Below are 12,608 nucleotides of genomic sequence, written 5' to 3'. Positions count from 1 at the left end.
CTACTTGAACTTGCCGCTGACGGCGTCGAAGATGCCCTTCGCCTCCGGGCCCAGCCGGGGTCCGGCCAGCCAGCCCGCCTTGGCCGGGCCGATCGAGGTGTTCGACACCAGCGCGGGCTTGCCGTCGGCGCCCTGCGCGACCCAGCCGCCACCGGAGGAACCGCCGGTCATGGTGCAGCCGATGCGGTACATCACCGGGTCGGCAGCGGCCAGCGACAGCCTGCCCGGCTTGTCCGCGCACTGGAAGGCCTTCTGGCCGTCGAAGGGGGCCGCCGCCGGGTAGCCCGTGGCGGTGATGCTCGCGACCTTGCCCACGGCCGGGGCGTTGAACTCCACCGGGAGCGCCGAACCGACCGTCTCCTCCAGGGACTTGCCACTGCCCTTCTCCGGGGTCACGTGCAGCACCGCGAAGTCGTACGGGGCGCCCGCGCCGCCGGTCGGACCACCGGTCGAGATCCACTGGTCGGAGGTCTGCGCCCAGTCGCTCCACCACACGCCGTACGGAGCCACCTGCTCGCGGGGCGCGCCCTTGAGCTGCGCCGCCTGCTTGCCCGCGTTGTTGTAGGACGGGACGAAGGCGATGTTGCGGTACCAGCCGCCGGCCTTGCCCGCGTGCACGCAGTGGCCGGCCGTCCAGACCATGTTGGACTTGCCGGGGTGGGCGGGGTCCTTGACCACGGTGGCCGAGCAGACCATCGAGCCCTCGGGCCCGTCGAAGAAGACCTTGCCGGACTCCGGAACGCTCTGGTGGTAGGGCGGGTTCGCGGCCCTGGCCGTCACCGGGGCCGGGGTCGGGTCGGTGACGCCCTGGTCCTTGCCCGCGTCCGGGTCGACGGACGGGCGCTGCGGCTGCTCAGCGTCACGCATCCGGTCCGGGTCCCACAGGTCCTCGATGATCGGGTTGATGTAGTCGCCCGCCTCGCGGAGCCAGTCGTCCTTCTTCCAGTTCTTCCACTCACCCCCCTTCCACTTCTCCAGGTCGAAGCCGTGCTCCTTGAGCTTCTCCTTCAGCTGGTCCGGGATCTTGATCCCGTCGGCCCCGGCCGGGAGGCTCGCCGCCACGGTCGGCTTGGCGTCGCCGCCGGCCTCACCGTCGCCGGGTCCGCAGGCCGCGGCGGTCAGCGCTATCGCGGCCGCGCACAGGATCGCGGTGACCGGTCGGTTCGGTCGCATGTCGTCAGTCCCCCTGGGGTGGTTCGGGTAGTGAGGTGGTGCGTTTGGAGTCCCGCTGAGTGCAGCCCCCCACTATGCCGCTGCTGCGCAGGACGACACAGCCCGGGGCGCCGGTTCCGGCTCTCGGCCCCGGCCGGGCAAGGATCTTGGGCCCACCCGTGATCCGCCGCCGTCACCGTCGTTGGTACGTACGGGGGATGGGGATGCAGCGTTCATGTTCGAGGCGCAATCCGGAAGAGCAATCCGTGCGGGAGGACCGACACTCGTGGCTTTGACCGAGCAGGCCGCGGCCGCGGCAGCCGCCGCGGCGCAGATCCCGCCGCCGATGCCGTCGCAGATCCCGTCACTGACTCAGACGCCGGTCCTGCCGCCGGTTCAGTCCCCGGTCCTGCCGCCGGTTCAGTCCCCGGTCCTGCCGCCGGTTCAGTCCCCGGCTCAGTCGCCGGTTCCGCCCCAGATCGCGCCACAGCTCCCGTCCCCGTCCCCGCCGCAGGTGCCGGCGCAGGGGAGCCGGGCGGCCGGAGGTCCTGCCCCGTCTGCCCCGCCCGCCGCGTCCCCCGAGGGCATCCTCCGCCGGCAGGCCCAGCGGGAGTCCGCGGCCCGGACGTACGCGCGCTCCCTGCCCGTCGTCCCGGTGCGGGCCCGCGGGCTGACGATCGAGGGCGCCGACGGGCGGCGCTACCTCGACTGCCTCTCCGGAGCCGGCACCCTCGCCCTCGGGCACAACCACCCGGTGGTGCTCGAAGCCATCCGCGGCGTCCTCGACTCCGGCGCCCCGCTGCACGTGCTCGATCTCGCGACCCCGGTCAAGGACGCCTTCACCACCGAGCTGTTCACCAACCTGCCGCCCGCGCTGGCCGCCGACGCCCGCATCCAGTTCTGCGGGCCGGCCGGCACGGACGCGGTGGAGGCCGCGCTCAAACTGGTCCGCACCGCGACCGGACGCTCGGGGCTGCTCGCCTTCACCGGGGCCTACCACGGCATGACCGCCGGCGCCCTTGACGCGTCGGGAGGTGCCACGGACGTACGGGTGACCCGGCTGCCCTACCCGCAGGACCACCACTGCCCGTTCGGCGTCGGCGGAACCGAGGGCGCCCGGCTCGCCGCCCACTGGACCGAGAACCTCCTGGACGACCCCAAGAGCGGGGTGACCCTGCCGGCCGGCATGATCGTCGAACCCGTGCAGGGCGAGGGCGGGGTCATCCCCGCCCCGGACGGCTGGCTGCGCCGGATGCGCGAGATCACCGCGGAGCGGGGGATCCCGCTGATCGCGGACGAGGTGCAGACGGGCGTCGGGCGGACCGGCGCGTTCTGGGGGGTCGACCACGCCGGCGTGGTACCCGACGTGATGGTCCTGTCCAAGGCGATCGGCGGCAGCCTGCCGCTCGCGGTGATCGTGTACCGGTCCGGCCTCGACGTCTGGGCCCCCGGGGCCCATGCCGGAACGTTCCGCGGCAACCAGCTGGCCATGGCGGCCGGTACCGCCACCCTCGCTTTCGTCCGAGAGAACCGGCTGGCGGAGCGCGCGGCAGTCCTGGGCGAGCGGATGCTCGCGGCCCTGCGCGGACTGGCCTCCGCCCACCCCTGCATCGGCGACGTCCGCGGGCGCGGCCTGATGATCGGCGTCGAACTCGTGGACCCCGACACCGGATCCGCCGCCCCCGACCTCGCCGCGGCCGTGCGCCAGGAATGCCTGGACCGCGGGCTGATCGTCGAACTCGGCGGCCGCCACGCCGCCGTGGTCCGCCTGCTGCCCCCGCTGACCCTGACGGACGAGCAGGCCGCAGCGGTCCTCGACCGCCTGGCCGACTCCATCCCGGCCGCCGCCCGCCGGCTCCACTGACCCGCACCCCCGAGGACCCGCGATGCCCGAACCGCACCAGTCCACCCCTGCCCCGGGCCCCCACACCCCCCACCGGGACCCGGCCCCCGAACCCCACCCCCGGGAACTCCGAACCCCCAACCCCGCCGACGCCGCACCCCCCGAGGCCCCGGCCCCCCTGCCCCTGCGGTCCGCGGGCCCCAGCACTCCCCAAGAGACCGGCGAGGCCACCCCGCCCCTGCGGCCCCCGGTCCCCGGCGCCCCCCAAGAGGCCGGCGAGGCCGCCCCGCTGCCCCTGCGTGCCCTTGGCTCCGGCGGCTTTGAGTCCCGCGGGGCCGGGGAGGTCGCCCCGCCCCCGCTTCGGCCCCCGGTGCCCGGCGCCGATGCACCGCACGAGGCCGGCGAGGCCGCCTCGCCCCTGCTGCGGACCCCGGGCCTCGGCGCCGGTGCACCCCACGAGGCCCGGAAGGCTGCACCCCTGCCCCTGAGGGCCCCGGGCCCCGCCAGCGCCGCGCCCCAAGAGGCCGACGAGGCCGCTCTCCTGGCCCTGCGTGCCCTTGGCTCCGGCGGCGTTGGGTCCCACGGGGCCGAGGAGACCGCCCTGCCCTCGCTGCGGGCCCTTAGCCCAGGTGGCGGTGCGCCCCAGGCGGCCGGGCCGTCCACGTCGCCGTCGCTGGGGGACCCTGGCCTCGGCAGCGTTGTGTCCTACGAGGTCGGAGAGGCTGCCCCCCTGCCTCTGCGGGCCCCTGGCTCCGGCGGCGTTGGGTCCTATGGGGCCGGGGAGGCCGCCCCGCTGCTGCGGCGGGCTGCAGGCCCCGCCGGCGTTGCGCACCAGGCGGCCGGGCAGTCCACCGCGCCGTCGCTGGGGGACCCTGGCCCCGGCAGCGTTGCCTCCCATGAGGCCAGGGAGGCTGCCCCGCTGCCCCTGCGAGCCCCCGGCTCCGGCGGCGTTGCACCACAAGAGCCCCCGGCCCCCGCTTCCCCCGCCCATTCCGCCGCGCCGCAGGGCCAGCTTCCCGGTCAGCCGCCGATTTCCGCAGCCCAGCCGGGAGCGACGCACTCCCCGGCCGGGTCCCCCCTCGGGGAGGCGCGGCGCCTGGAGCCGCTCCCCACCGCGGCCCCGGCCCGACAACTCGGCCTCCCCACCCCCGACTTCGACACCCCACCCTCACCCACGGCCCATGCGGCATGGCCGACCCCAGGCGCCCAGCCCGCGGCCCAGCCGGAGACCGGCGGGGCATGGCCGACCCCAGGGGCCCGGCCCGCGGCCGAGCCGGAGGGGAGCGCGGCATGGTCGGCCCCAGGAGCCCAACCCGTGGCCCAGTCGGAGGCAGGGGCGGCGGGGCCGAGCCCAGAAGAGGCCCTGCCCACAGCCGAGTCGGCGGGCAGCACGGCGCAGCCCAGCTTCTTCCCGCCGCTGGCCCCCGCCGGGCAGACCCCGCCCGGACCGGCCCACCCACCCACAACGGCACCCACCGAACGGCCGCCCGCCGTTACGCCTGAGGCCCTGCTTACCGCCGCGCCCGGTAGCCCCGCGACGGCCCCCGGGGACGAGGCCGCCCTGCCCACCACCACTCAGGGGGCCCCGTCCGCCGTGGCGCACGTGCCAGCTGACCGGCCCGCTGGCTTGGCGGCGGCTCCCGGGAACCGGGCCGTCCTGCCTCCGGCCGCGCCTGGAGCCGCGAGCGGCGGGGTGCCCGTGGCCGCTGACCGGCCCGCTGGCTCCCCGACGACCCCCGGGGACCAGGTCGCCCTGCATGCGGCCGCGCCTGGGGCCCCATCTGCCGTGGCGCCAGCGCCCGGTGACCAGCCCGGTGGCTCCGCGACGGCACCCGCCCACCGGCCGCCCGCCGCCGAGCCCGGTGACCAGCCCGGTAGCCCTGCGACGGCCCCCAGGGACGAGGCCGCCCTGCCCACCACCACTCAGGGGGTCCCGTCCGCCGTGGCGCACGTGCCAGCTGACCGGCCCGCTGGCTTTGCGGCGGCTCTCGGGAACCGGGCCGTCCTGCCTTCGGCCGCGCCTGAGGTCGCGAGCGACGGGGTGCCTGTGCCCGACGACGCGCTTGCGGGCTCCCCGAAGGCGCCCTGGGACCTGGCCGCCCTGCCCGCCGCCACGCCTGGGGTTCCGTCTCCCGAGGTGCTCGCGCCCGGTGGCCCCGGGACGGCATCCCGGGGCCAGGCCGCCCCTCCTGCTGCTGTGGCTGGGGCGCCGTCCATCGTGGGGCCCGTGCCCACTGACCTCCCCGGTGGCTTCGCCACGGCACCTCGGGATCAGGCCGCCGCGCCTGAAGCCCCGTCCGCCGAGGCAGCCTCAGGTACCGCCACGGCAGCGGCGCCTCACGCCGCGGAGCCTCCCGGCCCCGCCGCCGCCGGGTCTAGCGACCTGCCTGGTCGGGGTGCCGGGCCCGGGGAGGTCCGCGAACCGGAGCCGGGGACCGGTGTATCGGAGGGGGCCTCCGCCCGGCAGGGACTGGAAGGGGCCGGCCCCGCTGCCCTCGCCCGGCAGGGGCTGGAAGGCGACGGGCCCGCCGATTCGCAGCCGTCGCAGACGGGCGGGTCACCCGAGGCGGCTTCGGGCAGGCCGGCCCGCGGGTGGGCCGATTCCGGTGCCCCGGCCTCGTCCGACGGCCCCGTGACTACCGACTGGCCTGCCCAGCACGGGCCCGATGCCGCCCGGGTTGCACCGCAGTACCCACCCGCCTCCGCCCGGCCGGGCGACCGCGGAGCCGACCGGCCTGCCGGGGACCCGCCCGGCGAGGCCCCGACGCAGCAGCCCCCCGTATTCGGGGCAGGGGCAGCGGTGGGCGCGGCGGCGACCGTGCCCCGGCAGAAGGACGGCACCCCCCGGCTCCGGCCCGGCTGGCCGGGAGCCGTCGGCCCGGAACCCACCGCGCTGCCCGACCTCCTGGACCACCCCGACCCTGCCGTCGCCGCCGAGGCCGCGACCGTGGAGAACCTGCTCAGGTGCTGGGTCCGCGAGGCCGCGATCCCGCGGCCCGACGGGCCCGCCGGGACCCTGCTGCGGATCCCCCTCCCCGCATCCGGCGTCGCCCTGCTCGTGGCCGTCCGGTACTGGTCCCCGGCAGGCTGGCACCGCTTCGCTCCCGCCCGGCTCCAAGGTGTGCCCGCGGGGGCCCCCGCCCTGGACGCCGTCACTCTTGCCGCCCTCATTGCCCGCGAGGGCACCGGTGGTGGGCGCGGCGGCGCCGATCTCGTCGGCCGGGTCTCCGACTCGGTGCGCCGTACCACCGAGTTCATCGCCGACCGGCGCCAACGCCCCACCGCCCCCGCCCCCGTCGCCGGGGACCGCTTCCTCACCGCCGAACAGTCCCTCCTCCTCGGTCACCCCCTCCAGCCGGACCCGAAGAGCCGCGAAGGACTCTCCGAAGCCGAAGTACGCTGCTACTCACCCGAACTCCACGGCTCCTTCCCCCTGCACTGGTTCGCGGTCGCCCCCACCGCCCTCGCCACCGACTCGGCCTGGACCGAGCGAGGCCGCCCCGTGCCCGCTGCCCAGCTCCTCGGCCGGCTCGCCCCCGGGCTCCCGCTGCCCGACGGCACCGTCCCCCTTCCCCTGCATCCCTGGCAGGCCCGCGACCTGCTCCAGCGCCCCTCCGTCGCCGCCCTCCGCGACGCGGGACTCCTGCACGACCTGGGCCCCCACGGCGACCCCTGGTACCCCACCTCCTCGGTCCGTACCGTCCATCGCCCCGGCGCCCCCGCGATGCTCAAGCTCTCCCTGGGGCTCCGCATCACCAACTCCCGCCGCGAGAACCTCCGCAAGGAACTCCACCGCGGCGTCGAGGTGCACCGGCTGCTCCGGACCGGCCTCGCCGAGCAGTGGCAGACGTCCCACCCCCGCTTCGACATCGTCCGCGACCCCGCCTGGGTCGCCGTCGACGCCCCGGACGGGACGCCCGTCCCCGGCCTCGACGCCCTGCTCCGCCACAACCCCTTCCGCCCGGGCGACGACGCCGTCTGCGTCGCCGCACTCACCGCTCCCCGACCCTGGCCGGGCCGGACCACCATGCGCTCCCGGCTCTCCGAGATCGTCTGCGCCCTCGCCACCGCCACCGGACGCACTTCGTCCGCCGTCGCCGCCGAGTGGTTCCTGCGCTACCTCGACCACGTCGTACTGCCGGTCCTCGCCTTCGACGCGCTTGCCGGCATCGCCCTCGAATCGCACCAGCAGAACACCCTGGTCCTCCTCGACCCGGCCGGCTGGCCGGTCGGAGGCCGCTACCGCGACAACCAGGGCTACTACTTCCGCGAATCCCGCCGCGCGGAACTGGAACAACGGCTTCCCGGTATCGGCAGTGCCAGCGACACCTTCGTCTCCGACGCCGTCACCGACGAACGCTTCGCCTACTACCTCGGCATCAACAACGTGCTCGGACTCATCGGAGCCTTCGGATCCCAGCGGCTCGCCGACGAACGCGTACTCCTCGCCGCCTTCCGCCGCTTCCTCAGCAAGGCCGCGGGCCTCGGCCCGCTCCCCGCACGGCTGCTCGACTCACCCACCCTGCGCTGCAAGGCGAATCTGCTCACCCGCCTGGGAGGCCTCGACGAACTCGTCGGACCCGTCGACACCCAGTCCGTCTACGTCACCATCGCCAACCCCCTTCACGATTGACGCGTCAGCGCTGACGCGGAGAAGAGCCCCCGATGCCGTCCACCGACACCCCAGCCGGCTCCGCCGCAGACGACACCGTCGAAGTGCGTCTCACGCCCCATCTGCTGCCCCTGCTCGCCGAGGCCGACCTCCTCGATTCCCCCGCCGCCTGGGGCAGCGCCGTCACCCCCGCCGGAGCCTTCCGCCTCGAACCCGTACGGCCGGGCCGAGACCTGGAACTCCTCGTGCGGTGGATGAACGACCCTGAGGTGGCCGCCTATTGGGAGCTGGCCGGTCCCGCCGCCGTCACCGCCGCCCACCTGCGGTCCCAGCTCGACGGCGACGGCCGCAGCATCCCCTGCCTCGGCCTCCTCGACGGCACGCCGATGAGCTACTGGGAGATCTACCGGGCCGACCTCGACCCCCTCTCCCGGTCCTACCCGGCGCGCCCCCACGACACGGGTATCCACCTGCTCATCGGAGACGGCACGAACCGCGGCCGCGGCCTGGGCACCGCCCTGCTGCGCGCCGTGGCCGACCTCGTGTTCGACAACCGCCCTCGCTGCACACGTGTCATCGCGGAACCGGACATCCGCAACACCCCCTCCCTATCGGCCTTCCTGAGCTCCGGATTCCGCTGTTCCGCGGAAATCGACCTCCCCGAGAAGCGCGCCGCCCTGATGATCCGGGAGCGGGCGCTGCGCAATCTCCTCTGATCGCAGCCCCGTATGCCCTGAAACCCGGCCGCCAGCACCACCCCGGCCAGCAGCACCCCGGCCACCGGCAGCGTCCGCACTGCCCCCACTGTCCGCGCCGCCCGTGGCTGCGCTGCCCCGGCCCGTACTGCCCCTGTCCGCACCGCTCCCACCGCCTCAGCTCCGCGTGGTCCTCATCGCTCCGCACCTCTCCCTTCGAAAACTCTGCGTCCACGCAGCAAAGTTCCCGATCCTCGAGGAGTCCCGTGCCGAATTTCCCCGCAGCCCCCGACTCCGCAGCCCCCGACTCCGCAGCCCCCGACGCCGTCGGCCCCTACTCCGCAGGCCCCGGCTCCTCGGATCGTGACGCGCCGCCGTCGCCGCAGGACCCCCGCACGCCGCCCGAACTCAACCGGGCGACGTGGCAGGGGGCGGCCCGCCGGCTGCTCGCGAAGATGCTCTCCGAGTTCGCCTACGAGGAGATCATCAGCCCGGTCCCCGCCCCGTCCTCCCTCGGCGACGCGTGGACCCTGACCATCGACGACGGCAGCATCCTCGGTTTCCGGGCCCGCCGCCGCACGTACGACAGCTGGCACGTCGCCCCGGACACCATCACCCTCACCCCACCTCCCCCCTCCACCGAGCCTTCGATCGCCTTCGGGGACCCGTACGCCTTCCTCGTCCGGGCCCGTACCCTCCTCGGCCTCGACGGAGCCACCCTCGGCCACCTCGTCCGCGAGCTCAGCGCCACCCTCGCCGCCGACGCGCGCATCGACCACACCGCGCTCACCGCCGATGTCCTCGCCGACCTCGACTACGCCGCCCTCGAAGGCCACCAGACCGGTCACCCCTGGCTCGTCCTCAACAAGGGGCGCATCGGTCTCTCGGGCGCCGACACCGCGGCCTGGGCCCCCGAGGCGCGCACCCGTCAGCGGCTGCCCTGGCTCGCCGCCCACACCTCGCTCGCCGCCTACCGAGGCACCGCCGGCCTGGAGGACCCCGCCCGCCTCTACGCCGCCGAGCTCGACTCCAGCACTCGCGCTGCCTTCGACCAGGCCCTGCGCGACCGCGGCCTCGACTCGCTCACCTACCTCTACCTGCCGGTCCACCCCTGGCAGTGGGACGAGGTCGTCCTGCCCCTCTTCGCCCCGGCCCTCGCCTCCGGCGCCCTCGTCCCGCTCCCCGCCGACCCCGACGTACGGCTCCCGCAGCAGTCCATCCGCACCTTCCTCAACCTCACCCGCCCCGACCGGCACAGCGTCAAACTCCCGCTCTCCGTCTTCAACACCATGGTCTGGCGCGGCCTGCCCAGCGACCTCACCTTCGCCGCACCGGCCGTCACCGCCTGGATCCACTCCCTCCGCGACGCGGACCCCTTCCTCCGCGACGAATGCGGGGTCGTCCTGCTCGGCGAGGTCGCTTCCGTCACCGTCCGCCACCCCGTCTACGACCAGCTGCCCGAGGTGCCCTACCAGTACAAGGAGCTCCTCGGCGCGATCTGGCGCGAACCGCTGGCCGGCCGTCTCGCGTCCGGCGAGCGCGCCCGCACGCTCGCCTCCCTCCTCCATACCGACCCGCGGGGCCGGTCCTTCACCGCAGAGCTCGTCGCCCGATCCGGGCTGAGCCCCGCCGTGTGGCTCCAGCGCCTCTTCGCCGCCCTGCTGCCCCCGCTCCTACACTTCCTGTACCGCTACGGCACCGTCTTCTCCCCGCACGGAGAGAACGCCATCGTGATCTTCGACGAGCACGACGTGCCGGTCCGGCTCGCGGTTAAGGACTTCGTGGACGACGTCAACATCAGCGCGCAGCCGCTGCCCGAACTCGACTCCCTGCCCGACGAGGTCCGAGCCGTCCTCCTCGCCGAGCCCGCCGACTTCCTGCCCCAGTTCATCCACTCCGGACTCTTCATCGGCGTCTTCCGCTACCTCTCGGCCCTCTGCGAGGACTGCCTCGGCGTCCCGGAGGAGGAGTTCTGGTCCCTCGCACGGGCGGAGATCCTGCGCCACCAAGCCCGCTTCCCGGAGCTCAAGGAACGTTACGAGCTCTTCGACCTGCTCGGAGAACGCATCGGCCGGCTCTGCCTCAACCGGAACCGGCTCTACGAGGACGGCTACCGCGACCGCCCCGACCGGCCGCACGCCGTTCAGTACGGCACCGTCCCCAACCCCTTGTACCGGCCATGAATCCTCTCCGGTGCCGTCCCTGTCGGTGGGGCCCCGTAGGGTTGGCAGTGCTATGACGAAGCCCTCCCTCCCCGACCTGCTGCACGCCGCCGTCTCCGCCGTCGGCGGCACGGAGCGCCCCGGCCAGGTGGCCATGGCCGAAGCCGTCGCCGAAGCGATCGACGACAGCTCCCACCGCCTCATCCAGGCCGGCACCGGCACCGGTAAGTCCCTGGGCTACCTGGTGCCGGCCCTCGCCCACGGCGAGCGCGTGGTCGTGGCCACCGCGACCCTCGCCCTCCAGCGTCAGCTCGTCGAGCGCGACCTGCCCCGGACGGTGGACGCACTGCATCCGCAGCTGCGCCGCCGGCCGCAGTTCGCCATGCTCAAGGGCCGCTCCAACTACTTGTGCCTGCACCGGCTGCGCGAGGGCGCGCCGCAGGACGAGGAGGAAGGCCTCTTCGACCAGTTCGAGGCGGCCACCCCCACCAGCAAGCTCGGCCAGGACCTGCTGCGCATGCGCGACTGGGCGGACGAGACCGAGACCGGAGACCGCGACGACCTGACCCCGGGAGTTTCGGACAAGGCCTGGTCGCAGATCTCCGTCTCCTCCCGCGAATGCCTGGGCGCGACGAAGTGCGCCTACGGAGCCGAGTGCTTCGCCGAGGCCGCACGGGAGCGGGCCAAGCTCGCGGACGTGGTCGTCACCAACCACGCGCTGCTCGCCATCGACGCCATCGAGGGCGCCCCGGTGCTGCCGCAGCACGAGGTGCTGATCGTCGACGAGGCGCACGAGCTGGTCTCCCGGGTGACCGGGGTCGCCACCGGTGAGCTCACCCCGGGGCAGGTCAACCGCGCGGTGAAGCGCGCGGCGAAGCTGGTCGACGAGAAGACGGCCGACTCCCTGCAGACGGCTTCCGAGTCCTTCGAGCGGGTCATGGAGCTGGCCCTCCCGGGACGGCTGGAAGTGGTCCCCGAGGACCTGGGATACGCACTCATGTCCCTGCGGGACGCCGCGCGCAATGTCATCTCGGCGATCGGAGCGACCCGCGACAAGTCCGTCCACGACGAGGACGCCGTCCGCAAGCAGGCCCTCGCCGCCGTGGAGAGCATCCACACCGTGGCCGAGCGGATCACCAACGGCTCCGAGTACGACGTCGTCTGGTACGAGCGCCACGACCGCTTCGGCGCCACCCTCCGGGTCGCCCCCCTGTCGGTGTCGGGCCTGCTGCGCGAGAAGCTCTTCGAGGACCGCTCCGTGGTCCTCACCTCGGCCACCCTCAAGCTGGGCGGTGACTTCAACGGGGTCGCGGCCTCCCTGGGCCTGTCCCCGGAGGGCGTCGAGGGTGACGACGTACCGCTGTGGAAGGGACTGGACGTCGGCTCCCCCTTCGACTACCCGAAGCAGGGAATCCTCTACGTCGCCAAGCACCTGGCCACGCCGGGCCGCGAGGGCACCCGCGGCGACATGATGGACGAGCTCGCCGAACTGATCGAGGCCGCCGGCGGCCGGACCCTCGGACTGTTCTCCTCCATGCGCGGCGCCAAGGCCGCCGCCGAGGAACTGCGCGGCCGGCTCGAGAATCCGATCCTGCTCCAGGGCGAGGAAACGCTGGGTGAGCTGATCAAGGCCTTCGCGGCAGACCCGAAGACCTGCCTGTTCGGGACGCTGTCGCTGTGGCAGGGCGTGGACGTGCCCGGTCCCAGCTGCCAGCTCGTGGTGATGGACCGGATCCCCTTCCCCCGCCCCGACGACCCGCTGATGAGCGCCCGGCAGAAGTCGGTCGAGGAGCACGGGGGGAACGGCTTCATGGCCGTCGCGGCCACGCACGCCGCCCTGCTCATGGCCCAGGGCGCGGGCCGGCTCGTACGGGCCACCGGCGACCGGGGTGTCGTCGCGGTCCTGGATCCCCGGCTGGCCACGGCCCGGTACGGGAGCTTCCTGCGGGCCACCCTCCCGGACTTCTGGTACACCACGGACCGCAACCAGGTCCGTCGCTCCCTGTCCGCGATCGACGCGACCGCGAAGGCCGACGGGAAGTAAGGGGCGAAGCAGGAGGCAGCGGTGGGTCGCCGGCCGGCCCCCGCGCACAAAGCAGCCCTGGGACCGGCGCAGTAGGTCCCAGGGCTGGCGGTGGGCGGCG

At 74.5% G+C, this 12,608-nt stretch carries 6 protein-coding genes; 5 read left to right on the top strand and 1 reads right to left on the bottom strand.

What is annotated here, in order from left to right:
- Entirely contained in the window at positions 1-1,173 is a 1,173-nt protein-coding gene (locus OG447_RS30290) for a serine protease (protein ID WP_266940667.1), read from the bottom strand.
- Positions 1,174-1,438: 265 nt separating this feature from the next.
- On the opposite strand from OG447_RS30290, the gene OG447_RS30285 reads away from it, so the two are divergent.
- From OG447_RS30285 to OG447_RS30265, 5 genes are all read left to right on the top strand, one after another.
- The gene (locus OG447_RS30285; protein WP_266940666.1) at positions 1,439-3,016 is read left to right on the top strand and encodes a diaminobutyrate--2-oxoglutarate transaminase family protein; all 1,578 of its coding nucleotides are present in this window, start codon (positions 1,439-1,441) and stop codon (positions 3,014-3,016) included.
- A 2,779-nt stretch (positions 3,017-5,795) separates the two neighbouring features.
- Positions 5,796-7,628, top strand: coding sequence for an IucA/IucC family siderophore biosynthesis protein (locus OG447_RS30280; RefSeq protein ID WP_266940665.1), 1,833 nt, complete (start codon positions 5,796-5,798; stop codon positions 7,626-7,628).
- A 32-nt stretch (positions 7,629-7,660) separates the two neighbouring features.
- Positions 7,661-8,323 carry a GNAT family N-acetyltransferase gene (locus OG447_RS30275; protein ID WP_266940664.1) on the top strand — a complete coding sequence of 221 codons (663 nt, stop codon included), beginning with the start codon at positions 7,661-7,663 and terminating at the stop codon, positions 8,321-8,323.
- 245 nt (positions 8,324-8,568) lie between these two features.
- Positions 8,569-10,485 (top strand): IucA/IucC family siderophore biosynthesis protein, encoded by a 1,917-nt coding sequence (locus tag OG447_RS30270; protein ID WP_266940662.1) that lies wholly within the window; start codon positions 8,569-8,571, stop codon positions 10,483-10,485.
- Between the two features lie 52 nt (positions 10,486-10,537).
- Entirely contained in the window at positions 10,538-12,508 is a 1,971-nt protein-coding gene (locus tag OG447_RS30265; protein ID WP_266940661.1) for an ATP-dependent DNA helicase, read from the top strand.
- Positions 12,509-12,608 lie beyond the last annotated feature (100 nt).

Origin of the sequence: Streptomyces sp. NBC_01408 (assembly GCF_026340255.1) — a bacterium.
Classification (GTDB): Bacteria; Actinomycetota; Actinomycetes; order Streptomycetales; family Streptomycetaceae; genus Streptomyces.
This window is presented reverse-complemented; position numbering and strand designations above follow the sequence as displayed.

What these genes read in the sequence shown, in the direction of transcription:
- OG447_RS30290 (WP_266940667.1), bottom strand. Translation starts at nt 1,173, where the DNA reads ATGCGACCGAACCGACCGGTCACCGCGATCCTGTGCGCGGCCGCGATA.
- OG447_RS30265 (WP_266940661.1), top strand. Translation starts at nt 10,538, where the DNA reads ATGACGAAGCCCTCCCTCCCCGACCTGCTGCACGCCGCCGTCTCCGCC.
- OG447_RS30275 (WP_266940664.1), top strand. Translation starts at nt 7,661, where the DNA reads ATGCCGTCCACCGACACCCCAGCCGGCTCCGCCGCAGACGACACCGTC.